The organism is Rhizobium sp. 01N48 (assembly GCF_056399145.1).
In genome coordinates this window covers 161,530-186,156 of sequence record NZ_JBFTQT010000009.1, presented here as the reverse complement: position 1 = coordinate 186,156, position 24,627 = coordinate 161,530, and the positions used below count along the sequence as shown (strand labels likewise).

Sequence of the window (24,627 nt, the reverse complement as noted above, 5' to 3'; positions counted from 1 at the left end):
TGCGCTCTCGTTTGCTCGGCCCCTTTGCAGGCACATGAAGCGACCTGTACACTCAGCCAGCGGATATCGAGGCAGCGGAGACTTGCATGAGCGAAATAGCCCTGACGTCCATCGTCCCGATCCTCTTCGTGCGTGATGTGCCGGCGAGCGCCCGATTCTTCAAAGAGAAACTCGGATTTGGCGTCGATTTCCTCCACGGTACGCCGCCGTTTTACGGCGCTGTGTCGCGCGGCGCGGCCTGCCTGCATCTTAGGTGTGTCAGCAAACCGAATTTTGCCGATCTGGCATCACGCGAGCTCTCGCTTATTCTCGCTACAATTGAGGTTTCGGACGTGCACGGGTTGTTTGAGGAGCTGCGCGGCCGCGGCGCGGAGTTTGCGCAGGAGCCAACCCGGCAGCCCTGGGGCGGAACGGACTTCCATGTCCGTGACCCGGATGGGAACGTGATCTCGTTCGTCGCCTACGAGTGATGGAACCGTAGCAGCAGTTGTGAAATGACCGCTTCCGGCGCTTAGCTGCCAATGCATTCCGAAACGTCTCCAGCCATGGGCGATGCCCCCGATAACCGAAGCTGCAGGGACATCGCTGAACACCGTCAAAGCGTTTCACAAATGAGCGGCTGCTTGCGTGCCCTACCGCGCTTCCGCGATCCGCTCGAACGCCGACGGCCGGGGTATCCCGAGGTCGAGCGTCTGCCGGATGATCTCGGCGCATTCCAGCGGCGTCAAAAGCGACGTATCCACTTCCAGATCGTAGATGCCCGGCTGGTGCACGTAGTCCTGCCAGCGCTGCACCGAATCGGGGATCGGGTCCTCGGCGCTTGCCTGGTCGTAGAGCCCCTCGCGGCCCGGCATGCGGATCTCGCGGCGGCGCATGATCGTATCGAGGGGACAATGAACGCCGACGAAGAGAACCGGAAAACCTTCCAGCCGGCGGGCGCAGTCGGTGAGGATGCCGAGCGGTTGCGAGTAGAAATCATGGTGCCCGAGATCGGCGACGACGTTGAGGCCGAGGCCGACATGGATGGCGATGGTCTCGTAGAGTGCGGCGTAGAAGAACGGCACCATCTCCTCGAGATCGGGCCGCTCGCCGCCGGGACGCAGGCCGATGCCGGGCAGATAGCGCTCCGGCGTCATGCCGTTATAGGCATCGACGCCGAGGTTCATCCACGGGCCGTCGAATTCGTCCTGGATCGCCTTGGCGATCGATGATTTTCCGCTGCGCGGTGCGCCGTTCAGAATGACGATCTGAGCGGCTGGGTTTTCCTCGGACATGTGTTTTCTTCTTTTGTTTGGCGCGAATCACTGAGGCGAAATCGCGCAGGCATTTCACTTCGCATTTCGATTAGATTATGGGTGACTTTAAGGCGGTGACTTCAGGCTGTGACTCACCGCGTCGGGAGGATAGCATGAACGAGGACAGCGCGCATTTCCCGCCTGTGGATCCTTTGAAAACAGGTCTGCGCGGCTGCTGCCCGCGCTGCGGCAATGGCAAGCTTTTCAATGGCTTGCTGGACTTGAAGCCGCGCTGCGCCGCCTGCGGTCTCGATTATGCCTTTGCCGACGCCGGCGATGGCCCGGCCGTCTTCGTCATCCTGATCGTCGGCTTCATCGTCATCGGCTCGGTGCTGTGGCTGGAAGTGAACTATGCGCCGCCGATCTGGCTGCACATCCTGCTCTTCGCGCCGCTGACGATCATCCTTTCGCTGCTGGCGCTGCGTTGGTGCAAGGGCATCCTCATCGCCATGCAATACCGCCACAATGCCCGTGAAGGACGTCTCTCCCGTGATTGATGCCACAGCCGCTGCCCCCCGCCGCACACGATCCGTTCTGACCGCCATCGCGGTCCTCGTAGCACTCGCCATCCTGATCGCGCTCGGCACCTGGCAGGTCGAGCGGCTGCACTGGAAGGAAGGCCTGCTCGCCGATATCGCCACGCGCCTCGCAGCCCCCGTAGTCCCGCTCTCCGATATCGAGGCCATGGCCGCCAAGGGTGAGGATATCGAATACCGCCGCGTCACCGCGACAGGCGTCTACGACAACAGCCGCGAACGCCACTTCTTCGCCACCTGGCGCGGCCAGACCGGTTTCTACGTCTACACGCCGCTGCAGCTTGCAGACGGCCGCTTCCTCTTCGTCAATCGCGGCTTCGTTCCCTACGACAACAAGGAACCGGAAATGCGCATGCAGGGCCAGTTGACGGGCGAGCAGACCGTCAACGGTCTCGCCCGCAGCAAACTATCAGGCAAGCCGTCCTGGATCGTGCCCGATAACGACGTCGCGAAGAACATCTTCTACTGGAAGGACCTCGACGTCATGGCCTCGAGCACCGGGCTCGACAAGGCCGCGGTCGTGCCTTTCTTCGTCGATGCCGACGACACGCCCAATCCCAAGGGAATGCCGATCGGCGGCGTCACCGAGGTCGACCTGCCCAACAACCACCTGCAATACGCTTTCACCTGGTATGGTCTCGCCGCCACGCTGGTCGTGATCGTCGTCGTCGCGCGCTTGCGCAAGCGCGGCAATCCGCCAGCGCAATAGTATCGCTTCAATTCGTGCCTATATTGGGCTAGAGGATCGATATCTGAGGCGCAGGCATCACAACCTCTCCCTCATTCCTGTGCTTGTCACAGGAATCCAGCTACGGCGCGTCTGCGCCGTGAAAAGACTCTCTTGCATTCACGGACGTGAATGCGCTGGATTCCTGTGACAAGCACAGGAATGAGGGCGTTGGGTAAGTAAGACAGGAACAGGATGAATATTGCGGCGAAACCTCCACTGACGATCAGGCTCTGCGGGCCGCGCGGCTTCTGCGCCGGCGTCGACCGGGCGATCCAGATCGTCGTTCTGGCGCTGAAATCCTATGGCGCACCCGTCTATGTCAGGCACGAGATCGTTCATAACCGCTATGTCGTCGAAGGTCTCGAAGCCAAGGGCGCCGTCTTCGTCGAGGAGCTGAACGAGATCCCGGAAGAGCATCGCGCCCAGCCGGTGGTCTTTTCCGCCCACGGCGTGCCGAAGTCGGTGCCCGAGGATGCGACCACACGTAACCTCTTCTATCTCGACGCCACATGCCCGCTGGTCTCCAAGGTCCACAAACAGGCCATGCGCCACAACAAGCTCGGCCGCCACGTGGTCCTGATCGGCCATGCCGGCCACCCGGAGGTGATCGGCACTATGGGCCAGCTCCCAGAGGGTGCCGTCTCGCTGGTCGAGACCATCGCCGACGTCGATCTCTACGAGCCCGTCGATCCCGACAATCTCGGCTATGTCACGCAGACGACGCTCTCGGTCGACGACACTGCCGGCGTCATCGCCCGCCTGCAGGAGCGCTTCCCGAACCTGACGGCGCCCTCGGCCGATTCGATCTGCTATGCCACGACAAACCGCCAGGAAGTCGTCAAGCAGGCGGCCCCCGGCTGCGATCTCTTCATCATCGTCGGCGCGCCCAATTCGTCCAACTCCAAGCGCCTCGTCGAAGTGGCGCTGAGGGCAGGGGCGAAGAAATCGATCCTGGTGCAACGCGCCTCCGAGCTCGATTGGGACGATATCGGCCACGTCGGCACGCTCGGCCTCTCTGCCGGCGCTTCTGCCCCCGAGGTCATCGTCAACGAGATCATCGAGGCTTTTCGCGCCCGGTTCGATGCCAAGGTCGAGCTTGCCGAGACCGTTCAGGAAAACGAGCACTTCCTCGTCAACCGCGAGCTGCGCGACATCGAGCTGACGACGGCGGATATGGCGTTCGTGAACGGGTAATCGGTGGTCGGAGAGTGGGCCACCCCCCTCTGTCCTGCCGGACATCTCCCCCACAAGGGGGGAGATTGGCTGGGGGCCACCGCTCGCTGCAAGATCAATTGTTTGGGGAAACCCCCACCACGGATCAATCTCCCCCCTTGTGGGGGAGATGCCCGGCAGGGCAGAGGGGGTATCATCTGCGCCGCCCGAAGCCGACCGAAGCATCAAACCGAAAACGAGAGCCCGCCTTGGCAGTCTACACCGATATCTCCGAAGACGATCTGAAGTGGTTCCTGACGGAATATGACGCCGGCACGCTGTTGTCCTACAAGGGCATCGCCGAGGGCGTCGAAAACAGCAACTTCCTGCTGCACACCTCGAAGGACCCGCTGATCCTGACGCTCTACGAAAAGCGCGTCGAGAAGACCGACCTGCCGTTCTTCCTCGGCCTGATGCAACATCTTTCCGCCCGCGGCCTGTCCTGCCCGCTGCCCTTGCCGCGCAAGGATGGCGCGCTGCTCGGCCAGCTGTCGGATCGCCCCGCGGCGCTGATCTCCTTCCTCGAAGGCATGTGGCTGCGCAAGCCGGAAGCCAGGCACTGCCGCGAAGTCGGCAAGGCGCTGGCCCGCATGCACATCGCCGGCGAAGGTTTCGACCTCAAGCGCCGCAACGCACTCTCCGTCGATGGCTGGCAGGTGCTGTGGGACAAGTCCGAAGCCCGCGCCGACGAGGTCGAGAAGGGCCTGCAGGCCGAAATCCGCGGCGAGCTCGATTTTCTCTCGGCGAACTGGCCGAAGGATCTCCCCTCCGGCGTCATCCACGCCGATCTCTTCCCCGACAACGTCTTCTTCCTGGGCGACGATCTCTCGGGCCTGATCGACTTCTACTTCGCCTGCAACGATCTCTTGGCCTACGACGTCTCGATCATCCTCAACGCCTGGTGCTTCGAAAAGGACGGCGCCTATAACATCACCAAGGGCATGGCCATGCTCGAGGGCTATACCAGCGTGCGGCCGCTCAGCGATGCCGAACTTCAGGCACTTCCGATCCTGTCGCGCGGCTCGGCGCTGCGCTTCTTCCTGACCCGCCTCTACGACTGGCTGATGACGCCCGAGGGCGCGATGGTGACGAAGAAGGACCCGCTCGAATACCTGCGCAAGCTGCGCTTCCACCGGCAGATCAAATCTGCCGCCGAATACGGGCTCACGCCATGAAGCACGTCGACATCTACACCGATGGCGCCTGCTCCGGAAATCCCGGCCCCGGCGGCTGGGGCGCGGTGCTGCGCTATGGCGAGGTCGAGAAAGAACTCTGCGGCGGCGAGGCGGAAACCACCAATAACCGCATGGAACTCTTGGCCGCCATTTCGGCGCTGACGGCGCTGAAAAGCGCCTGCGAGGTCGACCTCCACACCGACAGCAAATACGTCATGGACGGCATTTCGAAGTGGATCTTCGGCTGGAAGAAGAACGGCTGGAAGACGGCTGACAAGAAGCCGGTCAAGAACGGCGAACTCTGGCAGGCACTCGACGCCGCCAACCAGCGCCACAAGGTCAAGTGGCACTGGGTCAAGGGCCACGCCGGCCACCCGGAAAACGAACGCGCCGACGAGTTGGCTCGCAAGGGCATGGAGCCGTTCAAGAAGCGGTAGGCTTGCTCAACCTTCCCTTCTCCCAGCGGGGAGAAGGTGGCCCGAAGGGTTCAGGTGCAACTAGTTGCACCGGGGATGAGGGGGGCTCCGGGCTCCCGGCTATCCATTTAAATTTATTATCTTAAACACCCCGTATGCAGCCCCCTCATCTGCCTGCCGGCATCTTCTCCTCTGTGGGGAGAAGGGACTCGTTGCGGGCCGCTCGCTCCATCTTCCCTTCGCCCCATAGGGGAGAAGGTGCCCGAAGGGCGGATGAGGGGGCCACACGGCAAAACATTTCTTACCGGCCGCTCACCCCGCAACCGCCAGATACGCCGAAATCGTCCCAATCGACAGCACCGTCGAGGCCAGCACCACCCGCCCCGTCAAACTCGCCTCGCGCCCATAAAACTCCGCCAGCATGAACGGCCCGGTCCCCGTCGGCAGCGCCGCCAAGAGAACGCAGGTATGGACTGCAACCGGCGGCAGCTGCAGCAGCGGCCCGGCGATCACCCATGTCACCAAAGGCTGCGCAACCAGCTTCAGCCCGACCAGAATCCCCGCAGTCGCCGCCCGCTCGGTCGCAGCCCCGGCCTTCGATCCCGCCAGAAACAGCCCGAGCGCAATCAGCGCGCAGGGCGAAGCCGCGCCGCCGAGAAGTTTTAGAAACGCATGCACAGGCGCCGGCAGAGCCACGCCCGAGACCATGAACAGCGCCCCCACCACCGGCGCGATCAGAAGCGGGTTTTTGGCGAGCGACAGGAACGTCTTCATCGCGATATCGCGCCGCCGCGTCTCCGATTGCAGCCCGCCCTCGATCAAGACGATGGCGACGGCGAAGAGCACGCAGACGGTGACGATCGTCGCGATCAGGGTCGGCGCCATGCCGTTGTCGCCGACGATTGAGAGCACCAGCGGAAAGCCGACGAACCCCGTATTGGCGTAGCTGGCGTTCAGGCTGTCGATCGCCGCATCCGCCAGATGCCGCCCCTTCGCCATCCGCCACCAGAGCGTCGCGCAGAAGATGATGGCACAGCCCGACGTGAAGGCGAGGATGAAGCCCGGCTGCCAGATCTGCGTGAGCTTGGCATTCGCCATGATGTCGAAGAGCAGGGCAGGCAGCGCCAGATAGACCACCAGCCGGTTCACTTCGCGCGTCGCATTGGGGCCGAGCGCGTCCGTCTTGCGCGCGATCCATCCGGTCAGGATCAGCGCGAAGATGGGGAGCACGATGAGGAGATTGGTCAGCATTAGCAGGGAAACTCAAGTTGCAAAGACCATTGTCTAACCCCTGAGATCGATATAATCCAATGTCGATATCATCGCTGATTGATACCTCAGAGGTATGAAATGGATACGCGCCACATGCGCTATTTCGTGGCGCTCGCCGAGACGCTGCACTTCGGCCACGCGGCGGCGCGCATGAACATGAGCCAGCCGCCCTTCAGCCGGCAGATCGCCGCGATCGAGAAGACGCTCGGCGCTCGCCTCTTCGAGCGCAATTCCCGCAACGTCGCGCTGACGGCGGCGGGCAAGCATTTTCTCGAGGAGTGCCGCGCGGTGCTCGCCCATTTCGACGCCGCCTGCCGCGACGTGCTGCTGGTCGCATCCGGCGTGAAGGGCGAATTGAAGCTCGGCTTCATGATGAACGCCGCCTACAGCGTCGTCCCGGCGCTGGTGAGATTGTATTCCGAGGCGCGCCCCGATGTCCGCCTCGTGCTTGAGGAGCGCATACCGACGGATATCGAGGAGATGCTGATCGAAGGCCGCCTCGACGCCGCCGTCACCTTCGGCGGCAGCCCGGCCACCCATCTGCGTACCACGCTTCTCGCCCGCGACCGCCTGCGCCTGATCGTGCCGAGGGATCACCGCCTGGCTGAACTCGACATCGCCGGCCCAACCGATCTCGCCCCCGAACGCCTGATTGCCGCCCCCGCAAGCGTGACGCCGACGCTCCGCGACGCCATCCGCAACTACTGCGCCTCCCCAGGCGTCGTCCCGCATTTCGCCCTCGAACCCCGCCTGCAGCACACGATCATCCGCCTCGTCGCCGAAGGTCTGGGCATCGCGCTCATCCCACAGTCTTTGTGCGCGGACTTGGCGGAAGGGCTGGTTTCCCGGCCGATTGTGGATGCGCCGGAGTTCGACATCGTGCTCTGCGCCTCGGCTGCGTCGAGCAATCCGGCGGTGCCGGCGCTGTTTGAGGTGGCGGAGAGGTTGGATGGGGTGGGCAAGCGCGCCGAGGGAACTTGATCAAGCAGCTAACTCCGCGCCAGCCGCCCCCCTCATCCCCGGTGCAACTTGTTGCACCTGAACCCTTCGGGCCACCTTCTCCCCGCGGGGGAGAAGGGAAAAGCGGCACCCTTTGCGCCATCCCCCTCTCTCCTCGGGGAGAGGGTAGGGTGAGGGGGCCGCACGTTAGAACCGACGATCAGTCAATCGGGCTCATTGTCATAGGCCTAATCCCAAGCAGCGTTTTGGAGAACAACTCTGTAGCCGTCTGGGTCTTCGAAGGTTTTCCCGTTTCGATCCCAATAGGGATTAAACGCGGGAACAGGCGGGAACCCAGACGCGACCATGCGGTCGACGGATGCATTCCATTCAATCGGATCAGGTATATAGAAGACGATCAAGTTGTCTTCGGTCGGGGCACGGCCGACAGGGTGCCCTACCTTCTTCGTGAACTCGAAGTGATACGGAACCCCACGCTGGCCGACCATTATACCGTCAAAGCCATCGTGTCCCGCAAACTCATAGAGCAATTCAAGACCAAGACCGGCACAGTAGAACTGGCGGAGGGCTTCCAAATCATCACTTGGCCGCGCCACGCGAATTGTCAAAGGTTGCAAATCTCAGGTCCCTCGCATGTCATCGATCCCCAGCATTTAGAGATCGTGGCGGCTTGATCGTCAATGAATTGATCGCCGCTTAGGCCCGGCAGTGATCATCACCAGTCGATCACGTCGCGCATGCCAGCGTTACTCCGGGCAACCTCGCCTCCACAGGAACCAGGACACGATTGCAGACCGCCGAACGGGGCGCCGGAAGGTGTCAATAAATCTAAACTATTTACGAGGCAGCTTTTGGCGCCCCGTCCGAACCAGTGCCGTATCAACCGGGGGGATGAGCCCTGCCGGGGTAGAGGCATGTTGTTTTGTAAGGGGGAAGAAGTGACCAGCGACAGCGCCCTCGGCCCCCTCATCCGACCCTTCGGGCCACCTTCTCCCCGCGGGGGAGAAGGGAAAAGCGGCACCCTCTGTGCGATCTTCCCCTCTCCCCAGCGGGGAGAGGGTAGGGTGAGGGGGCCACACGCTAAAACGCTAGCCACCCCATATCCCTCAAGCCGCCTTCGCCACATCCCCATGCGGGTCGAGCACGAATTTCGTCGCCGCCCCGTGGTCGAAGCTCTCATAGCCCTGAACGGCCTCTTCGAGCGGGATCACCTTGGCATTGACGATATCGGCGATCGGCAGGCGGTCGTGGAGGATCGCCTGCATCAGCTGCCGGTTATACTTCAGCACCGGCGTCTGGCCGGTGTGGAAGGATTGCGCCTTCGCCCAGCCGAGCCCGAAGCGCAGCGACAGGTTGCCTGATTTGGCGGCGCTGTCGACGGCGCCGGGGTCCTCGGTCACGTAGAGGCCGGGAATGCCGATCGAGCCGGCGGCGCGGGTGATGTCCATCATCTGGTTCAACACGATCGCCGGCTGCTCGCCGCCCGAATGGCCGCGCGCCTCGAAGCCGACGGCGTCGATCGCGCTGTCCACCTCGTTGCTCCCTGTCACCTGCGCGATCATGTCGCCCAGCCGGTCGCTCTTCGACAGATCGATCGGCTCGAAGCCGACGCGGGCCGCATGCGCCAGGCGGTCCTTGTTGAAGTCGCCGATCATCACGACGGCAGCACCGAGGATCCGGGCAGAAGCCGCAGCCGCAAGCCCGACCGGGCCGGCGCCCGCGACATAGACGGTCGAGCCGACGCCGACGCCGGCGCGCACCGCGCCATGGAAGCCGGTCGGCAGGATGTCGGAGAGCATGGTGAGATCGCGGATCTTCTCCATCGCCCGGTCGCGATCCGGGATTTTCAGGAGGTTGAAGTCGGCATAGGGAATGGTCACGTAGCGGGCCTGGCCGCCGATCCAGCCGCCCATGTCGACATAGCCATAGGCGCCGCCAGCGCGCGAGGGGTTGACGGTGAGGCAGACGCCGGTGTCCTGCGACTTGCAGCAGCGGCAGCGGCCGCAGGCGACGTTAAACGGCACGGAGACGATGTCGCCGACCTCGAGCATCTCGACGTCGATGCCCTTTTCGATGATCTGGCCGGTGATTTCATGGCCGAGAACCAGCCCCGGCATCGCCGTGGTGCGGCCGCGCACCATGTGCTGGTCCGATCCGCAGATATTGGTCGAGATCACCTTCAGGATCACGCCATGCTCGATGCGGCGCCCATTGGGTGCCTCGAGCTTCGGATCATCGATGTCATGGATTTCGACAACGCCGGGCCGCATGTAGACGACGCCACGGTTCTTGCTCATTTTCATCTCCTCCGTTGAAAATGCTCATTTCCGCGCGGGCTCCTCTCCCTCGCGGTTATCGTCGCAGCTTAGAGGAGAATGTCGCCCACGTCGTCCCGTTTACGACGGTTTGTTTGCCCGAAATGGTCGCTGACGAAGAAGTGAGGAGAGGAGCGCGCGCACCGGGGAGGGCTAATCTTTGCATCTTGCCCGCAGCCGCATTCCCACTATGCTTTGCGGATAACAATATGTCGGGAGGCAACCATATGATCCTGCACTCAGTGCTGATGCGGCTGAAATCGGCCATCACGGGCGAAGAGAAGCAGTCCCTATTCGAGCAGATCGTCGCGCTGAAGCAGGTCATTCCGGGTATTCTGGATATCAAATACGGCCCGAACGTATCGCCCGAGGGCCTGCATGCCGGCTTCGTCGATGGCTTCGCCGTCACCTTCGAAAGCCCGGAGGCGCGCGACGCCTATCTGGTCCATCCCGAGCATGTCGCTGTCGGCGAGCGCATCGTCTCGTCGCTGGATGGCGGCCTCGGCGGCCTGATCGTCTTCGACCTGCAGGTCTGATCCCGCAGGTCGAACGTCTCGGTTTCCGTCGTCAGCTGCCCTTGCGCATGGCGGCGGAGATCTGGTCGACATTATAGCGGAACATCTTCTCATAGGTGGATGCCGGGCCCTTGGCATCCGACAGCGATTCCACATAGAGCTCGCCGCCGGGCTCAGCCCCCGTTGCCTTGGCGATCTGCTTGACGAGGCGCGGATCGTTGGAGTTCTCGAAGAAGTAGGTCTTCACGTGCTCGGCCTTGATCTGCTCGATCAGCTTGGCCACTTCAGCCGCCGACGCCTCGCTTTCGGTGGAGACGCCGAGCGGCGCCAGGAAGCTCACATGATACTCCCGGCCGAAATAGCCGAAGGCGTCATGGCTGGTCAGCACCTTGCGATGGTCCTCGGGGATATCCTTGAACTTCGCCTTGGCATAGGCGTCCATCTCGTCGAGCTTCTTGGTGTAAGCCGCGGCATTGGCCTTGAACGCCGCCGCATCGGCAGGATCGGCCGATGACAGAGCCTTCTCGATGTTGGCGACCCAGACCTTGACGCTGACGGGGCTGTTCCACACATGCGGATCGGTCACTGTCTTGCCGTCCTCTTCCATGGTGCGCGTCTTCACACCCTCGGAAACCGTCACCGGCGTGCCCTTGTAGCCCGATGCCGCGATCAGCCGGTCCATCCAGCCCTCAAGTCCTTCGCCGCTGACAAAGGTGACCTTGGCGGCCTTCAAGTTCTTGGCATCAGTGGGCGACGGCTCGAATTCATGGGGGTCGCCGTTCGGCCCGACGAGGCTCTTGACCTCGACATGGTCGCCGCCGACTTGGCTGACGACATCGGCGAGCACGGTGAACGAGGCCACGACATGAAGCGTTTCGGCCGAAGCCGGCATGGCCGAAAAGGCCATCAACGCGGGAAGCGAGGCGGCAAGAAGCAATCTTCTATGGGGCATAGAAGCATCCTTTGGTTAGCCCTTGAGATGGGCGCGGGGGAAGAGACGCCGGGCAAGGCCCGACGGTGCGAAGAAGATGGAAAAGCCGTAGATCGCCGCCGCCGTCATGATGATCGTCGGCCCGGAGGCGAGCTCGAAATGGTAGGAGGCGATCAGCCCGAAATAGCCGGATGCCGCGGCACTCGCCGCCGCCACCAGCATCATCGAGGGCAGGCTGCGTGACCAGAGCTGCGCGATCGCCGCCGGAAGCATCATCAGCCCCACCGCCATCAGCGTGCCGAGCGCCTGGAAGCTGGCGACGAGATTGAGCACGACAAGCAGCAGGAACAGGAAGTGATAGACCGGGCCGCGCCCGCCGATCGCCCTCAGAAAACTCGGGTCGAAGCACTCCGCGATCAGCGGCCGGTAAATCGCGGCAAGCACGATCAGCGTCAGCGTTGTGATCGCGCCGATCTGGTAAAGGGCAGGGGGATCGATGGCGAGAATGGTGCCGAACAGCACATGTAAGAGGTCGATATTGGACCCCCTCAGCGAGACGATCAGCACGCCGAGCGCCAGCGACGCGAGATAAAAGCTGGCAAAGCTCGCATCCTCCTGCAGCACCGTCACCCGGCTGACCGCACCCGACAGCAGCGCCACCGCGAGCCCCGCCACCAGCCCGCCGATCCCCATCGCCGTCAGCGAGAGCGAGCCGGCGACGAGATAGCCGATCGCGGCCCCCGGCAGGATCGCATGGCTCATCGCATCGCCCATCAGGCTCATGCGTCGCAGCATCAGGAACACGCCGATCGGCCCGGAACCGAGCCCGAGGCAGAGGCACGCGACCAGCGCCCGGCGCATGAAGCCGTAATCGACGAAGGGCGCGAAGAAGAGGTCGTAGATGGTCATGCGGAGGGCGCGCAGGCGTCTGCGTCCTCATCCCAGCGCTCGGCCATCGCCCTTGCTTTCAAAAGGTTCTCGGCCGACATCGCGGTGGCCGTCGGCCCCCAGTCGATCATCTCGCGGGCGAGCAGAAGCGTCTGCGGGAAATGCGCACGGATCTGCTCGAAGTCGTGCAGCACCGCCACGATAGTGCGCCCGTCGCCATGCCAGGTCAGGATCATCTCGATCAGGTCGCGGGTGGTGCGGGCGTCGATCGCGGTAAACGGTTCGTCGAGCAGGATCACCTTGGCATCCTGCAGCAACAGCCGCGCAAACAGCACCCGTTGCAATTGGCCTGATGACAACGACCCGATCTGCCGCCGCTCGAAGCCCTCCAGCCCGACCGCCGAAATCGCCTCACGCGCCTTCACCATCTCCGCGCCCGACACACGCCGAAACGCGCCCGCTTGCCGCCATGCGCCGAGCAGGACAGTATCGAGCACCGAGATCGGAAACCGCCTGTTGATGTCGGCCGCCTGCGGCAGATAGCCGAAATCGGTGCGCTGCAGCCGATGCTCGACACGCCCCTCGCTCGGCCGAAGCTCACCCATGATCGCCTTCAACAGCGTCGACTTGCCGGCACCATTCGGGCCGGCAATGGCCGTCAGGCTGCCGGCCGTGATCGCGCCGGAGACGTGGTGCACGGCCGGGTGCCGGTTATAGGCGACGGTGAGATTGGAAAGCCGGATCAGCTCTTCGCTCATGGCAGCACCACCGCCCATGCGATGGTGGTCCAGAGCAGGGCGGCGACGACAATGGCGCCGATCACGCGGCTCATTGCCGAGGTGCCCAGCAGGCCGGCGGCGAGATTGTTCAGGAGAGTCATTCGTCGGTACTCAGTATGTAATAACATTACGCAAGTAACGTTATAACGATAATTTTGACCGTGACGCAAGCGGCCGAGTTCGAAAATTTGGATGATCGAACGAGGTTTGTGGAAAATTGGGAAGAGGATTGGGGGATTAAGGGGGAGGACGCTGCCACGCTCTCGGAGCGTCCATTCACGTCGAGCCAGTTGCACCCGCAGCAGATACTCGGGACAAGCCCGAGTATGACGGTCGTGGGGATGAGCCGCTGCAACCTATTGCATCGCTAACACGTTGAAAAGGCGTCACTTCCCGCGTTTTTGACGTCATCATCGGCAAAGGTGCCGAGGATCTAAGCACGCCGCCCGGAACGCAACGGCGCAGCGAAAGCGGAAGGGCGCCAAGCGCCGTAACCCGCCACGGAAGCCAGCGCGTCAGCGCGGCCAAGCGCAGACCGAAACCACCACGCTCAGCCCCGCCGAAAACATCACATCAAAGCTGCTCGATCATCGTCGCAGCGCTCGAAACCGTCGCCTGACCAGGATTGTCCTCGACGTTGAGCGACTTCACTACGCCGTCCTCGACCAGCATCGAGTACCGCTTGGAGCGCACGCCGAGGCCGCCGCCGGAGAGGTCGGCGTCGAGGCCGATGGCCTTGGTGAAGGAGGCGTCCCAGTCGGGGAGGAAGTGGATCTTGCCCATGCCGCCGGACGACTGCGCCCAGGCGCCCATCACGTGCCAGTCGTTGACGGCAATGACCGCGATGTCATCGACGCCCTTGCCGAGAATGGTGTCGCGGTTTTCGAGATAGCCGGGCAGGTGGTTGAGCGAGCAGGTTGGCGTGAAAGCGCCAGGGACGGCGAAGAGCACCACGCGCTTGCCCTTGAACAGCGCCTCGGTCGTGGTCTCGACCGGACCGTCAGCCGTCTTTTCCTTGAAGGTTGCCGAAGGCAGCGTGTCGCCGATTGCAATGGTCATGGCTATCTCCTGGTTATGTTTGTGAGGCGCCGTGGGGCGCAGACGTTGAGATCAAGGGCAGGTGTGAATGATAGGATCGGCCTATTTGAAAGCAAGCGGGCTTTCGATGGCGCGGGCGCCGTCGATCACAAGCGCGCTCCAGCTCTTGCCCGATATGTCGTAATTCTTCGGCAGCTTGCCGATCGCAACCGTCGTCGTCAGCGACGTGCCATCGCGCTTGCTCATCAGCTGCTTGGTGAAGACATAGCCGCTCGGGCCGGCAATGACGACGTCGGGTGTCGTGTCGCCGATGTCGGGGAGCGTGATATTGAGCGTCAGCTCCTTCTGGTCGGCCGACAGCGTGTGCTTGGTCACCTTGAACTTGGAGGAGGGCGCCTCCGGCAGCCGTGCGTCGGCGGCGTCAAGAATGGCCTTTTCCTCCGGCTGCGATTGCCCCGCCGACGAAAGCGCGAGCGTGAAGTCGGCCTGGAAGGGCACGCAGATATCCTTGCAGATGCCGATGAAAGCCTGGGCTCTGATCTCTGTTGCGTCGCGCTTTGCCGACAGGGTCAGCGGCAGCGTCACCGGCGCGTCGTAGCCGATGTCGTCGAGCCTGTCGTCCTTGATGTGCTTTGGAATAGGGTAGCCGATCTTGTCGAGCGTCACGCCCGTCTCGGGCGCGATCGTGATCTGCGGGGGGATGCCGCTATTGCCCGGCTCGCGCCAATAGGTGATCCATCCGGCATTGGGTTCGATCTGCAGCCCGGCGCGGATCTTGCCGTGTTCATCGGGTGAGAGCGCCACCAGCCGCATCCGCCCGCCGGCATTGTCGACCCAGGCGCTGGTCCCGGCGTTCACCGAGGACAGGGTCGGCAAGAACAGGCCAGCGGTCGTGGCGAGGATGAGGACGAGGCGTCGTGTGTATGGGGCAAGGGTCATGCGGCAATGGTTATTCAAATCCGCTGCCCTTCGCCARCAGCCGCATCCGATTTAATTTTCATTTTCAGTTGATTGAAACAGGACATTGGCCCATGTTTCTCTTGTCGGCGCCTCGAGCGGTCTGGCATCAGGAGGTATCATGTCCCTGTCGACCCTGAAAAACAGACGTGAACGCGGCTTCTTCGACGGCCAGTTCCTGATCGCGATGCCCGGCGTATCGGACAGCAATTTCGCCCGCACGGTGATTTACGTCTGCGCCCATTCCGATGCCGGCGCCATGGGTTTCATCATCAATCGCTCTCAGGAGCTTTCGTTCACCGACGTGCTCATGCATCTCGACATGATCAAGAGCGACGAGGCGATCCTCATGCCGCCGCCATCTGGCGACCTGTCGATCCAGACGGGCGGCCCGGTGGAAAGCGGCCGTGGCTTCGTTCTGCATTCCGACGATTATCTCTGCGATTCCAGCATTCCCGTCAGCGACGATATCTGCATGACGGCGACGCTCGACATCATCCGCGCCATTGCCAAGGGCGAAGGGCCGAAGCGCGCCACCATGCTGCTCGGCTATGCCGGCTGGGGCGCCGGCCAGCTTGAGGCGGAGATCGCGAGCAATGGCTGGCTAAATTGCCCGGCCAACGACGCCCTCATCTTCGATCCCAATCTCGATGATAAATACGAGCGCGCGCTGGCCGGCATGGGCATTTCTGCGGCCATGCTCTCCACCGAAGCGGGCCACGCCTGAAGACGCAAAAATTCGCGGAACGAATAGCTGCGAACCACGTTCTCTTTTCGCACCGGGCACGAGGCCCGTACCAAAAGGAGACATCAGATGGGTAGCACCAGCGACAAGATTTCCGGCAAGGCCAACGAAATCGCCGGCAAGGCGAAGCAGGCTGTCGGCAAGGCGACCGGCGACAATTCCACCCGCGCCAAGGGCGCCGTCCAGGAAGCCAAGGGTAAAGCCCAGTCCGCCAAGGGCGATGCCAAAGGCAAGATCAAGGATGTCGTCGATCGCATGTGATCGAAAGCATCCCTGCAATGGCCCGTTGCGCATCCGCGCTGCGGGTCGTTTTGTATCAACACCACGCTATGGGGCGTTCCATGCGGCTTTTCGCCTGCGATAACTGCGATCAGGTCGTGCACTTCGACAACCGGCAATGCGTCCGCTGCAACCATCGCCTCGGCTTCCTGCCCGATGATCTCTCGATGCGCGCGCTTGAGCCGCGCGACGAGACGCTGTGGCAGCTGACATCGGACCCTCAGCGCGCGGTGCGCTTCTGCGCCAATGCCGGTCTCGACATTTGCAACTGGCTGGTGAATGCGGATGACGAAAATCCATTCTGCATCGCCTGCCGCTACAATCGCCTGGTGCCCAACACCCATACGCAGGAAGGGATCGATCGCTGGCGCCGCATCAGCCAGGCGCAACGCCATCTCTTCTATTCGCTGCTGCGCTGGCGCCTGCCGCCACCGGACCGTATCGAGGATCCGCAAGGCGGGCTGGTTTTCGACTTCCTCGAGGATGAAGTGCAGCTAGACGGCAACGTCATCCCCGCCATGACCGGCCACGACGAAGGCGTCATCGCCATCCGCGCCGCCGAGGCCGACGACATCACCCGCGAACTGGCCCGCGCCTCGATGAACGAGCCCTATAGAACGCTTCTTGGCCATTTTCGCCACGAGATCGGGCATTTCGTCTGGAACCGCCTGGTCCGCGACCGCGACGCCTTCGATGGCTTCCGCGCCGTCTTCGGCGATGAGCGCCAGGATTATGGCCAGGCGCTGCAGAACCATTATCAGAACGGCGCGCCCTTCGGCTGGCAGCAGAGTTTCATCAGCGCCTATGCGGCGGCCCACCCCTGGGAGGATTTCGCCGAGTGCTTCGCGCACTATCTGCACATCGTCGATACGCTGGAGACCGCGCGCGGCTTCGGCATCGCGATCGATCCGCGCGGCCATGAGGAAATGGCGTCCGAGGTGGATTTCAACCCTTATCGTGCAGCCAGCGCCGAGCAATTGGTCAGCGCCTGGGTGCCGCTATCGGTAGCCATCAACGCCATCCAGCGCAGCATGGGCCAGCCGGATTCCTACCCCTTCGTGCTGTCGAACGCTGTCGTCGAAAAGCTCGAATATCTGCACCGGCTGATCCAGGATCGCGTCGCCGAGCCACGGCAAGTCGCGGCCTGAACATCAGGTGCTTGAACCTTGGCGGCCTGAGAGACCTCAGGCGCGCCTGGTCAGCGGAAACCGCTCCTTCAGCAGCCGCAGCACCGATTCCGACGCCATCGGCGGGCCGAAGAGATAGCTCTGTCCGTAGGTGCAACCCATCTTCGCCAGCTCGATCGCATCCTCGTTGGACTCGATACCTTCGGCCACAACCTTCATCTCCAGCTCCCGCGCCATCGAGATCACCGAGCGCAGCACGGTCGACTTGCGGTCGCTGGTGTCGCAGACCAGCGTCTTGTCGAGCTTGATCGTGTCGAACGGGAAGCGGGTGAGGTATGAGAGCGAGGAGTAGCCGGTGCCGAAATCGTCTAGCGCCAGCCCAAGCCCGACCTCGCGGAGCTTGCCGAGCACCAGGCGCGCCTGTTCCGGGTTTTCCATCACCATCGTCTCGGTCAGCTCCAGCTTCAGCCGGGTCGGATCGCAATGGGTCTTGGCGAGAACCGAGCGCACGTCGTCATAGAGATCGTTGTTGAGAAGCTGGGCGCTCGAGAGATTGATCGACACGAAGATCGGCAGCTCGCCGGTCTGGCTTTCCCAGGCCATCAGGTCGTTGGTCGCCTGTTCGAGCGCGAAGACGCCGAGCATGTTGATGATGTCGGAAGCCTCGGCGATCGGAATGAACTCCGACGGCGGGATGTTGCCGCGCTTCGGATGCTCCCAGCGCATCAAGGCCTCGAAACCGGCGATCTCGACATCTTCCAGGCCGGCGATCGGCTGGTAGACCATCGACAGTTCCTTGCGCTCCAGCGCACGGCGGAGATCCGATTCCAGCTGCAGCCGGTCGGCGCCGAAGTCGCGGAAGGCGGGCTGGAACGGTTCGACGCGATTGCCGCCGGCGCGTTTCGCCCGGTACATCGCAAGCTCGGAATCGCTGAGCATCCCCGTCGCGTTCTCCTGCTGGTCGACGAAGGAGGCAAGCCCGATCGAGGCCGTCAGGATGATCTCGCGGTTGGCGAAGTTGATCGGCACCATGATCGCCTTGCTGATAGCGTCGGCGAAGTCGGCGATCTTGGCGGGGTCGCGCTCGGAAACCAGAATGAGGCCGAACTGGTCGCCGGAGAGACGCGCCAGCGTGTCCTGCGGCTTCAGCAGCCGGCGGAGACGGCGCGTCAGCGCGATCAGGATGTTGTCGCCGGCGGCCACGCCAAGCGCGTCGTTGACCAGCTTGTAGCGATCGATATCGATCACCATCACCGTCGGCCGCAGCGTATCGCCACCCGGCGCCAGCGCCAGCACGCCCTGCAGGCGGTCGAGGAACAGCTGGCGGTTCGGAAGGCCGGTCAGGTTGTCGTGCAGCGCGTCCTGCAGCAGCCGGTCGATCGAGTTCTTCTGCTCGGTCACGTCGATGACGGTGCCGACGCAGCGGATCACTTCGCCGTTGGAATCGAGCACCGGCCGGGCGCGGATCAGGAGCCAGTGGAAATGCCCGTCCTCGGCGCGGATGCGGAACTCGTGGTTCAGCCGGCCGCGGCGATGTTCGAGCAGCACGTCGAGCGTGGCGCGGAAGCGGTCGCGATCGTCAGGATGCAGGCGCGGCAGCCAGTTGCGGGCCGCACCATGCATCGTGCCGGGCGAAAGGCCGAGCTTGACCGAGACATCGGGGATGGTGACGACGCGGTCACGCGCCACGTCCCAGTCCCACACCATGTCGCCGGAGCCCGTCAGCGCCAGCGATTGCCGCTCGAGATCGGAGAACAGCCCCTGCTGGAACGTGCCGCCCGCAAAGGCGTGCTGCATGACGGTGAAGCCGATCAGAAGCACGATCAGCACCAGGCCGCCGCCGAGCGCCGGCTGGATGATGTCGTTGTCGAGCTGGCCGGTGATCGTCAGCCAGCCGCCGAACAGCCACACCAGGATCAGCGCCCAGGCGGGCACGAGCAGGATGGCGCGGTCATAGCGGTTGAGGCCGAGATAGATGATGAGCAGCAGGCCCAGCGTCGCGGTGAGCGCGAAGGACAGGCGGGCGATACCGGCGGCGATGGCGGGATCGTAGATCGCGACGCCGAAGAGCAGCGCCAGGCCGAGCACCCAGGCGAGCGTCACGTAGCCGAGATGCGTATGCCAGCGGTTGAGGTTGAGATAGGTGAACAGGAAGATGACGAAACTCGATGCCAGCGCCACTTCCGCGCAGGCGCGCCATATTCGCTGGTCCGCCGAAGCGATGCTGACGAGCTTACCGAGAAAACCGAAATCGACGCAGATGTAGCCGAGCACTGCCCAGGCGAGCGCGGCGGTTGCCGGCAGCATCGAGGTGCCCTTGACGACGAAAAGGATGGTGAGGAACACCGCCAGAAGGCCCGCAATCCCAAGCACGATGCCGCGATAGAGCGTGAACGCGTTGATCGTGTCCTTGTAGGCGTCAGGCTCCCACAGATAGATCTGCGGCAGTTCCGGCGTCGAAAGCTCGGCGACGAAGGTGATGACGGAGCCCGGGTTGAGCGTGATGCGGAAGACGTCGGAATCGTCGCTCGGCTGCCGGTCGAGCGCGAAGCCTTCGCTCGGCGTGATCGCGATGATGCGCTGCGAGCCGAGATCGGGCCAGAACAGCTTGGAATTCACCAGACGGAAATGCGGTGCGACGATGACGCGCTCCAGCTGTTCGTCGGAAACGTTGGCGAGCGCGAAGACCGCCCAGTCGCCCTGGTGGTTGCCGGAGCTCGATCGCACCTCGATGCGCCGGCGGATGCCGTCGGCGCCGGCCGCGGTCGAGACCTGGAAGGCCTCACCCTGGTTTGCGTAGATTTCGGTGGTCTTGGTCAGATCGAGCGCGGTGTCGTCGCGGGAAATCTTCACCGGTTCGGCCGCCTGCGCGACCCCTGCCATCAGCGCCAAAGCCGACAGGAAAAGCGCTGCGATCACCGCGACGAAACGTCCAGATGGTGATGGGTGCAGCATGCGTTTGTTGGTCATCGGCTGTCGGTTATCCTGCCTTTATCCGTATCGGTGGCGAGCAGTGAAAACATCACGTGATCATGCCACTGACCGTTGATCTTCAAGTATCCGCGCAGATAGCCTTCCCGCTGAAACCCGGCTTTTTCAAGCAGGCGGATGCTCCGAGCATTGTCTGGAATACAGGCTGCTTCGATACGGTGCAACTCAAGGCCTGCGAAGATGTAGGGTATAACCAATTGAAGTGCGGCGAACATATGGCCCTGGCCGGCATGTGCTTCGCCCATCCAGTAGCCGATCATGCAGCTCTGTGCCGCCCCGCGCCTGATATAGCCGATGGTGATGCCGCCAAGCAGCGTCATGTTTTCACGGTGGAAAAGCAGCAGCGGAACGGCCTGTCCCGACGCGTATTCCTGCTTGCCGCGAATGACGCGCGCCCGGTACGAGCCTTCTGTCAGCTCGTCGCGGCGCCAGGTCGGCTCCCAACGTTCGAGAAAGCCGCGGCTTGCCGACCGCAGCTTGTGCCACTGGTTGAAATCCTGATAGCGCGGCAGCCGCAGCACATAATTGGCGTCTTCGATTTCAACTGCTTCCGGCTGCCGAGACAGGAACCGAAACACCGATTTTGGCATCGATCACTCCCGGCAACGCGAATGCAGGTTCAAAGTACGGCTTGCTTGCCCTGTGGGGCAGGCGAGGTGAGCGACGCGGCGATGTCTTCCATCGGCGCCAGATGCTCCAGCGGGCCGATCGCCGACAGCGTCGGCACGGTGTCGAAGAACAGCCGGCCCGCAAGGTCGGTCAGGCGTTCGATGGTGATGCCTTCGAGCCGCTCCATCATTTCAGGATTGGAGATCGGCCGGCCGTAAAGCATCATCTGCCGCGCCACCTGGCCGGCACGCGCCGCCGGGCTTTCCTGGCCCATCAGCAACTGGGCGCGGATCTGTGCGCGGGCGCGCTCGATTTCCTTTTGGTCGATCGAGGTGGCCGACTTATGCAATTCGTCGATGATGACGGGCACCAGTTCCGGCAGGTTCTCGCCGCCGGTCGCGGCATGAATGCCGAAGATGCCGGTGTCGGAGAAGCCCCAATGGAAGGCATAGATCGAATAGCAGAGGCCGCGGATTTCGCGCACTTCCTGAAACAGTCGGGACGACATGCCGCCGCCGAGGATGTTGGCGAGGATCTGCGAACAGTAGAAGTCGCGCGCGTGATAGGCCTTGCCCTCGAAGCCGAGCAGGATCTGGGCGTCCATCAGGTCGCGCGTCTCGCGGATGTTGCCGCCGATATATTTGGCGGGGTCCATGACCGGCGTGGCACTCGGCGCGGTCGGCAGCGAGGCGAATCGCTCCTCGACCATGCGCACGAATTCGTCATGCTGCACGGCGCCGGCGGCGACCACGAACATGCGGTCGGTCGTGTAGTTGCGGCTGAGATAGCCGCGAATCTGCTGCGGCGTGAACGACACCACCGTCTGCGGCGTGCCGAGAATGGCGCGGCCGAGCGTCTGGTCGCGATAGGCGACTTCCGAAAACCGGTCGAATACCACATCATCGGGCGTGTCGTTGGCGGCGTTGATTTCCTGCAGGATGACCTGCTTCTCACGCTCCAGCTCTTCCTCTTCGAAAGCAGATTCGGTGAGGATGTCAGCCAGGATATCGACGGCGAGCGGCACGTGGTCCTTCAGGACGCGCGCGTAATAGGAGGTCGTTTCGGTCGAGGTTGCGGCGTTCACTTCGCCACCGACATCCTCGATCTGTTCGGCGATCTCGCGGGCGCTGCGGCGCGCGGTTCCCTTGAAGGCCATGTGTTCGAGCAGGTGGGCAATTCCATGCTCGTCTGTCGTCTCGTTGCGCGAACCTGATTTGATCCAGACCCCGAGTGCTGCACTTTCGAGATGCGGCATGGTCTGTGTCACTACTGTCAGCCCGGATTTGAGCCGGGTGCACTCAACTGTCATTGGCTATCTTTCTGCGCCTTCTGCCGATTAGGCCCGGGAATGCTCGTCGATAAATGTTTCTACCTCTTTGAGCTCGGGCTTAACGATCTGAAAGCGCTCCTCCTTGTCCATCAAATCAGCAAGCCACGTCGGAAGCGCGGGGTCAATACCGGATGCGGATTTTACGGCGGCGGGGAACTTAGCCGGATGCGCGGTGGCAAGCGTCACCATCGGCGAATTGGCCTTTTCATGCTTGTCGGCGACGAAAACGCCGATCGCCGAATGCGGATCGAGCAGATAGCCGGTCTTTTCGAGCGTGGTCTTGATCGTCTCGGCCACCTGCTTTTCGCTGGCGCGCCCGGCGCGGAAATCCTTCTTGATGAAGGACATGGCATCGGCGGAAATATCGAAACCGTTCGACTGCTTCAGGCTGTCCATGGCGGCGCGGACCTTCGAAGCGTCGCGGCCATAGGCCTCGAACAGCAGCCGTTCGAAGTTCGACGAAATCTGGATGTCCATCGACGGCGAGGTCGTCGCCTTGACGTCCTTCATCTCGTAGCGGCCGGTCTTGATGGTGCGCGCCATGATGTCGTTTTCGTTGGTGGCGACGACCAGCTTGCCGATCGGCAGGCCCATGCGCTTGGCGCAATAACCGGCGAATATATCGCCGAAATTGCCGGTCGGCACCGTGAACGAGACCTTGCGATCAGGTGCGCCGAGCGTGATCGCCGTCGTGAAGTAATAGACGATCTGCGCCATGATGCGCGCCCAGTTGATCGAGTTGACGCCCGAGAGCTTCACCTTGTCGCGGAACGCGCCGTCGTTGAACATCGCCTTCACGAGGTTCTGGCAATCGTCGAAATTGCCCTCGACGGCGAGCGCATGCACGTTCGACGCCGTCGACGTCGTCATCTGCCGCTGCTGAACCGGCGAAACCTTGCCATGCGGGAAGAGAATGAAGATGTCGGTGCGCTCGCGGCCGGCAAATGCGTCGATCGCCGCCCCGCCCGTGTCGCCCGAGGTAGCGCCGACGATGGTAGCGCGCTCGCCGCGCTTTTCCAGCGCATAGTCCATCAGCCGCGCCAGAAGCTGCATCGCCACATCCTTGAAGGCTAGCGTCGTGCCATGGAAGAGCTCCATCACGAAGCTGTTCGGGCCGGTTTGCACCAGGGGCGCGATCGCCGGATGGCGGAAGGTGCCGTAGGCTTCGTCGATCATCGCCCGAAACGTGTCGGCTGGAATTTCACCGTTGGTGAACGGCGACAGGATGGTGAAGGCGATATCCTGGTAGCTCTTGCCGCGCAGGGCCCGGATCTCCTTCTTGGAGAACTGCGGCCATTCGCGCGGCACATAGAGGCCACCGTCACGCGCCAGACCCGCCAGCAATGCATCGCAGAAACCGAGAGCAGGGGCTTTGCCGCGGGTCGAGATATATTCCACTGTCGTCATCCTTGATGTGCCGGCCTAGATAAAATCCGGATTGAAGAGAAAACCTGTGTCGCGCCGCCCTTTGGCCGCAGCTCTGGCCTTCGCCGGCTGCAATCCCGAAATGTGCATCAAAACAGTGCTTACCCAATCGATTTTTGTTTGCGCCGCTGATATAGACCATCGCAAACTGTCACGAAAGGCCCTGTTTTCACTCAGCAGGCCTGGCAAAAAACTTTGTGAAGAGGGTGGAATAATCGTGCTCGGCAAGGTCTCTCGTCTTATCGCTTCCGTATCCTTCGCGGCTGTTCTGGTCGGCTGCAACTCGCTCGGGATGGGCGGTGGCGAGACGAAGACGGCGGAAACGGCACCATCCGGCGCCACCGGCCAGATCATGCCGCTGTCGCCGGCCAACCCGTCCTCCAACGACCCGTCGATCGGCACCGCCACGACAGCATCCGGCAATACGGCGCGCGTCGTCCAGGGCGCTTGCCCGACCATCTACATGAAGGACTCCGAAGCGATCCTCTACCGCTACGCCGGCGGCGCCAAGACCGGAGAACCGGACAAGCTCTCCTTCCAGGCCTCGATCGGCAACTACACGCGCCAGTGCACGCTGAACGACCAGAACCTCGTCATGACCGTCGTGGCGCAGGTCCGCGTCGTCGCGGGCCCGGCCGGCACCGGCGGCAACGTCACGCTGCCGATCCGCATCTCCGTCTTCGATGGCGAAGACGCACTCTATTCCGAAGTCACCAACTTCCCCGCCCAGATCGACCCGACCGGCGCCACCCAGGTCCTGTTCCGCAAGGACGACATCAAGCTGCCCGTCGGCTCCGGCGCACTGGTCCGCGTCAACGTCGGCTTCGACCAGGGCGCGCCTGCCAAGGGCAAGGGCAAGAAGAAGTCCAGCTAACGGGGCTTTTGGGGTAGGGGGATCGCGTTTACCGTTGTATCGCGATTTCAAAGTTTGAGGTGGTGCCGTGTGGCCCCCTCATCCGCCTGCCGGCACCTTCTCCCCGCAGGGGAGAAGAGACTCGGGGCTGGCCGCTCGCTCCATCTTCCCTTCGCCCCATAGGGGAGAAGGTGGCCCGAAGGGTTCAGGTGCAGCTTGCTGCACCGGGGATGAGGGGGCTTCACGGCA

At 62.8% G+C, this 24,627-nt stretch carries 26 protein-coding genes; 12 read left to right on the top strand and 14 right to left on the bottom strand.

Annotated features, from left to right (window positions below):
• Positions 1-86 precede the first annotated feature (86 nt).
• Positions 87-470 (top strand): glyoxalase superfamily protein, encoded by a 384-nt coding sequence (locus tag AC1DOG_RS18245; protein WP_477929990.1) that lies wholly within the window; start codon positions 87-89, stop codon positions 468-470.
• 162 nt (positions 471-632) lie between these two features.
• Here AC1DOG_RS18245 and AC1DOG_RS18240 read toward each other — a convergent pair whose 3' ends face one another.
• Complete coding sequence (locus tag AC1DOG_RS18240; RefSeq protein WP_477929988.1) at positions 633-1,274, bottom strand: chloramphenicol phosphotransferase CPT family protein; 642 nt, start codon at positions 1,272-1,274, stop codon at positions 633-635.
• Between the two features lie 134 nt (positions 1,275-1,408).
• Here AC1DOG_RS18240 and AC1DOG_RS18235 point away from each other — a divergent pair, with 134 nt between their 5' ends.
• The 5 genes from AC1DOG_RS18235 to rnhA all read left to right on the top strand — a co-directional run bounded on the left by AC1DOG_RS18235 (position 1,409) and on the right by rnhA (position 5,385).
• Positions 1,409-1,792 (top strand): DUF983 domain-containing protein, encoded by a 384-nt coding sequence (locus AC1DOG_RS18235; RefSeq protein ID WP_477929986.1) that lies wholly within the window; start codon positions 1,409-1,411, stop codon positions 1,790-1,792.
• On the top strand, positions 1,761-2,540 hold the full coding sequence (locus AC1DOG_RS18230) for an SURF1 family protein (RefSeq protein WP_477929984.1): 780 nt from the start codon (positions 1,761-1,763) through the stop codon (positions 2,538-2,540). The genes AC1DOG_RS18235 and AC1DOG_RS18230 overlap by 32 nt, the downstream gene beginning before the upstream one ends.
• A gap of 213 nt (positions 2,541-2,753) precedes the next feature.
• Entirely contained in the window at positions 2,754-3,755 is a 1,002-nt protein-coding gene (ispH, locus tag AC1DOG_RS18225; RefSeq protein WP_112534479.1) for a 4-hydroxy-3-methylbut-2-enyl diphosphate reductase, read from the top strand.
• A 227-nt stretch (positions 3,756-3,982) separates the two neighbouring features.
• Positions 3,983-4,948 carry a homoserine kinase gene (locus AC1DOG_RS18220; RefSeq protein WP_477929982.1) on the top strand — a complete coding sequence of 322 codons (966 nt, stop codon included), beginning with the start codon at positions 3,983-3,985 and terminating at the stop codon, positions 4,946-4,948.
• Entirely contained in the window at positions 4,945-5,385 is a 441-nt protein-coding gene (rnhA, locus tag AC1DOG_RS18215) for a ribonuclease HI (protein WP_018902017.1), read from the top strand. The genes AC1DOG_RS18220 and rnhA overlap by 4 nt, the downstream gene beginning before the upstream one ends.
• A gap of 291 nt (positions 5,386-5,676) precedes the next feature.
• On the opposite strand, the gene AC1DOG_RS18210 is transcribed toward rnhA, so the two are convergent.
• Complete coding sequence (locus AC1DOG_RS18210) at positions 5,677-6,615, bottom strand: AEC family transporter (protein ID WP_477929980.1); 939 nt, start codon at positions 6,613-6,615, stop codon at positions 5,677-5,679.
• Positions 6,616-6,714: 99 nt separating this feature from the next.
• Here AC1DOG_RS18210 and AC1DOG_RS18205 point away from each other — a divergent pair, with 99 nt between their 5' ends.
• Entirely contained in the window at positions 6,715-7,617 is a 903-nt protein-coding gene (locus tag AC1DOG_RS18205; RefSeq protein ID WP_477929978.1) for a LysR family transcriptional regulator, read from the top strand.
• Positions 7,618-7,823: 206 nt separating this feature from the next.
• Here AC1DOG_RS18205 and AC1DOG_RS18200 read toward each other — a convergent pair whose 3' ends face one another.
• Together AC1DOG_RS18200 and fdhA are read right to left on the bottom strand one after the other, a co-directional pair.
• Positions 7,824-8,213 carry a VOC family protein gene (locus AC1DOG_RS18200; RefSeq protein WP_477929976.1) on the bottom strand — a complete coding sequence of 130 codons (390 nt, stop codon included), beginning with the start codon at positions 8,211-8,213 and terminating at the stop codon, positions 7,824-7,826.
• A 489-nt stretch (positions 8,214-8,702) separates the two neighbouring features.
• Positions 8,703-9,893 (bottom strand): formaldehyde dehydrogenase, glutathione-independent, encoded by a 1,191-nt coding sequence (fdhA, locus tag AC1DOG_RS18195; RefSeq protein WP_477929974.1) that lies wholly within the window; start codon positions 9,891-9,893, stop codon positions 8,703-8,705.
• 245 nt (positions 9,894-10,138) lie between these two features.
• On the opposite strand from fdhA, the gene AC1DOG_RS18190 reads away from it, so the two are divergent.
• The gene (locus AC1DOG_RS18190; RefSeq protein WP_026283108.1) at positions 10,139-10,447 is read left to right on the top strand and encodes a Dabb family protein; all 309 of its coding nucleotides are present in this window, start codon (positions 10,139-10,141) and stop codon (positions 10,445-10,447) included.
• A 31-nt stretch (positions 10,448-10,478) separates the two neighbouring features.
• Here the strand turns inward: AC1DOG_RS18190 and AC1DOG_RS18185 are convergent, their stop codons facing one another.
• From AC1DOG_RS18185 to AC1DOG_RS18160, 6 genes are all read right to left on the bottom strand, one after another.
• Positions 10,479-11,378, bottom strand: coding sequence for a metal ABC transporter solute-binding protein, Zn/Mn family (locus tag AC1DOG_RS18185; RefSeq protein WP_477929972.1), 900 nt, complete (start codon positions 11,376-11,378; stop codon positions 10,479-10,481).
• Between the two features lie 15 nt (positions 11,379-11,393).
• Positions 11,394-12,266, bottom strand: a complete 873-nt coding sequence (locus AC1DOG_RS18180) for a metal ABC transporter permease (RefSeq protein WP_112945783.1) — start codon at positions 12,264-12,266, stop codon at positions 11,394-11,396.
• Entirely contained in the window at positions 12,263-13,003 is a 741-nt protein-coding gene (locus AC1DOG_RS18175) for a metal ABC transporter ATP-binding protein (protein WP_477929970.1), read from the bottom strand. The genes AC1DOG_RS18180 and AC1DOG_RS18175 overlap by 4 nt, the downstream gene beginning before the upstream one ends.
• Positions 13,000-13,125 carry a hypothetical protein gene (locus tag AC1DOG_RS18170; RefSeq protein WP_477929968.1) on the bottom strand — a complete coding sequence of 42 codons (126 nt, stop codon included), beginning with the start codon at positions 13,123-13,125 and terminating at the stop codon, positions 13,000-13,002. Before AC1DOG_RS18170 ends, AC1DOG_RS18175 begins: the two co-directional genes overlap by 4 nt.
• A gap of 472 nt (positions 13,126-13,597) precedes the next feature.
• On the bottom strand, positions 13,598-14,083 hold the full coding sequence (locus tag AC1DOG_RS18165) for a peroxiredoxin (RefSeq protein WP_018899065.1): 486 nt from the start codon (positions 14,081-14,083) through the stop codon (positions 13,598-13,600).
• An 81-nt stretch (positions 14,084-14,164) separates the two neighbouring features.
• Complete coding sequence (locus tag AC1DOG_RS18160; protein ID WP_477929966.1) at positions 14,165-15,001, bottom strand: protein-disulfide reductase DsbD domain-containing protein; 837 nt, start codon at positions 14,999-15,001, stop codon at positions 14,165-14,167.
• A gap of 139 nt (positions 15,002-15,140) precedes the next feature.
• Here AC1DOG_RS18160 and AC1DOG_RS18155 point away from each other — a divergent pair, with 139 nt between their 5' ends.
• The 3 genes from AC1DOG_RS18155 to AC1DOG_RS18145 all read left to right on the top strand — a co-directional run bounded on the left by AC1DOG_RS18155 (position 15,141) and on the right by AC1DOG_RS18145 (position 17,191).
• Positions 15,141-15,746, top strand: coding sequence for a YqgE/AlgH family protein (locus AC1DOG_RS18155; RefSeq protein ID WP_018899063.1), 606 nt, complete (start codon positions 15,141-15,143; stop codon positions 15,744-15,746).
• An 87-nt stretch (positions 15,747-15,833) separates the two neighbouring features.
• On the top strand, positions 15,834-16,025 hold the full coding sequence (locus tag AC1DOG_RS18150; protein ID WP_111561915.1) for a CsbD family protein: 192 nt from the start codon (positions 15,834-15,836) through the stop codon (positions 16,023-16,025).
• Between the two features lie 80 nt (positions 16,026-16,105).
• Positions 16,106-17,191, top strand: a complete 1,086-nt coding sequence (locus tag AC1DOG_RS18145; protein WP_477929963.1) for a zinc-binding metallopeptidase family protein — start codon at positions 16,106-16,108, stop codon at positions 17,189-17,191.
• Positions 17,192-17,227: 36 nt separating this feature from the next.
• Here the strand turns inward: AC1DOG_RS18145 and AC1DOG_RS18140 are convergent, their stop codons facing one another.
• Genes AC1DOG_RS18140 through thrC form a run of 4 tightly spaced genes read right to left on the bottom strand, consistent with a single transcriptional unit; the run spans position 17,228 to position 23,507 of the window.
• On the bottom strand, positions 17,228-20,140 hold the full coding sequence (locus AC1DOG_RS18140; protein WP_477929961.1) for an EAL domain-containing protein: 2,913 nt from the start codon (positions 20,138-20,140) through the stop codon (positions 17,228-17,230).
• Positions 20,137-20,751, bottom strand: coding sequence for a GNAT family N-acetyltransferase (locus AC1DOG_RS18135; protein ID WP_018899059.1), 615 nt, complete (start codon positions 20,749-20,751; stop codon positions 20,137-20,139). Before AC1DOG_RS18135 ends, AC1DOG_RS18140 begins: the two co-directional genes overlap by 4 nt.
• 29 nt (positions 20,752-20,780) lie before the next feature.
• Entirely contained in the window at positions 20,781-22,079 is a 1,299-nt protein-coding gene (locus AC1DOG_RS18130) for a M16 family metallopeptidase (RefSeq protein WP_026283105.1), read from the bottom strand.
• 27 nt (positions 22,080-22,106) lie between these two features.
• Positions 22,107-23,507, bottom strand: a complete 1,401-nt coding sequence (thrC, locus tag AC1DOG_RS18125; protein WP_111561918.1) for a threonine synthase — start codon at positions 23,505-23,507, stop codon at positions 22,107-22,109.
• A gap of 232 nt (positions 23,508-23,739) precedes the next feature.
• Between thrC and AC1DOG_RS18120 the strand changes: the two genes are divergently transcribed.
• The gene (locus AC1DOG_RS18120; protein WP_477930061.1) at positions 23,740-24,399 is read left to right on the top strand and encodes a hypothetical protein; all 660 of its coding nucleotides are present in this window, start codon (positions 23,740-23,742) and stop codon (positions 24,397-24,399) included.
• Positions 24,400-24,627 lie beyond the last annotated feature (228 nt).

Coding starts and splice junctions, on each gene's coding strand:
- AC1DOG_RS18185 (WP_477929972.1), bottom strand. CDS start 11,378: ATGCCCCATAGAAGATTGCTTCTTGCCGCCTCGCTTCCCGCGTTGATG.
- AC1DOG_RS18160 (WP_477929966.1), bottom strand. CDS start 15,001: ATGACCCTTGCCCCATACACACGACGCCTCGTCCTCATCCTCGCCACG.
- rnhA (WP_018902017.1), top strand. CDS start 4,945: ATGAAGCACGTCGACATCTACACCGATGGCGCCTGCTCCGGAAATCCC.
- AC1DOG_RS18180 (WP_112945783.1), bottom strand. CDS start 12,266: ATGACCATCTACGACCTCTTCTTCGCGCCCTTCGTCGATTACGGCTTC.
- AC1DOG_RS18245 (WP_477929990.1), top strand. CDS start 87: ATGAGCGAAATAGCCCTGACGTCCATCGTCCCGATCCTCTTCGTGCGT.
- AC1DOG_RS18210 (WP_477929980.1), bottom strand. CDS start 6,615: ATGCTGACCAATCTCCTCATCGTGCTCCCCATCTTCGCGCTGATCCTG.
- AC1DOG_RS18170 (WP_477929968.1), bottom strand. CDS start 13,125: ATGACTCTCCTGAACAATCTCGCCGCCGGCCTGCTGGGCACCTCGGCA.
- fdhA (WP_477929974.1), bottom strand. CDS start 9,893: ATGAGCAAGAACCGTGGCGTCGTCTACATGCGGCCCGGCGTTGTCGAA.
- AC1DOG_RS18145 (WP_477929963.1), top strand. CDS start 16,106: ATGCGGCTTTTCGCCTGCGATAACTGCGATCAGGTCGTGCACTTCGAC.
- AC1DOG_RS18150 (WP_111561915.1), top strand. CDS start 15,834: ATGGGTAGCACCAGCGACAAGATTTCCGGCAAGGCCAACGAAATCGCC.
- thrC (WP_111561918.1), bottom strand. CDS start 23,507: ATGACGACAGTGGAATATATCTCGACCCGCGGCAAAGCCCCTGCTCTC.
- AC1DOG_RS18190 (WP_026283108.1), top strand. CDS start 10,139: ATGATCCTGCACTCAGTGCTGATGCGGCTGAAATCGGCCATCACGGGC.
- AC1DOG_RS18135 (WP_018899059.1), bottom strand. CDS start 20,751: ATGCCAAAATCGGTGTTTCGGTTCCTGTCTCGGCAGCCGGAAGCAGTT.
- AC1DOG_RS18240 (WP_477929988.1), bottom strand. CDS start 1,274: ATGTCCGAGGAAAACCCAGCCGCTCAGATCGTCATTCTGAACGGCGCA.
- AC1DOG_RS18165 (WP_018899065.1), bottom strand. CDS start 14,083: ATGACCATTGCAATCGGCGACACGCTGCCTTCGGCAACCTTCAAGGAA.
- AC1DOG_RS18205 (WP_477929978.1), top strand. CDS start 6,715: ATGGATACGCGCCACATGCGCTATTTCGTGGCGCTCGCCGAGACGCTG.
- AC1DOG_RS18155 (WP_018899063.1), top strand. CDS start 15,141: ATGTCCCTGTCGACCCTGAAAAACAGACGTGAACGCGGCTTCTTCGAC.
- AC1DOG_RS18130 (WP_026283105.1), bottom strand. CDS start 22,079: ATGACAGTTGAGTGCACCCGGCTCAAATCCGGGCTGACAGTAGTGACA.
- AC1DOG_RS18175 (WP_477929970.1), bottom strand. CDS start 13,003: ATGAGCGAAGAGCTGATCCGGCTTTCCAATCTCACCGTCGCCTATAAC.
- AC1DOG_RS18235 (WP_477929986.1), top strand. CDS start 1,409: ATGAACGAGGACAGCGCGCATTTCCCGCCTGTGGATCCTTTGAAAACA.
- AC1DOG_RS18140 (WP_477929961.1), bottom strand. CDS start 20,140: ATGACCAACAAACGCATGCTGCACCCATCACCATCTGGACGTTTCGTC.
- AC1DOG_RS18230 (WP_477929984.1), top strand. CDS start 1,761: ATGCCCGTGAAGGACGTCTCTCCCGTGATTGATGCCACAGCCGCTGCC.
- ispH (WP_112534479.1), top strand. CDS start 2,754: ATGAATATTGCGGCGAAACCTCCACTGACGATCAGGCTCTGCGGGCCG.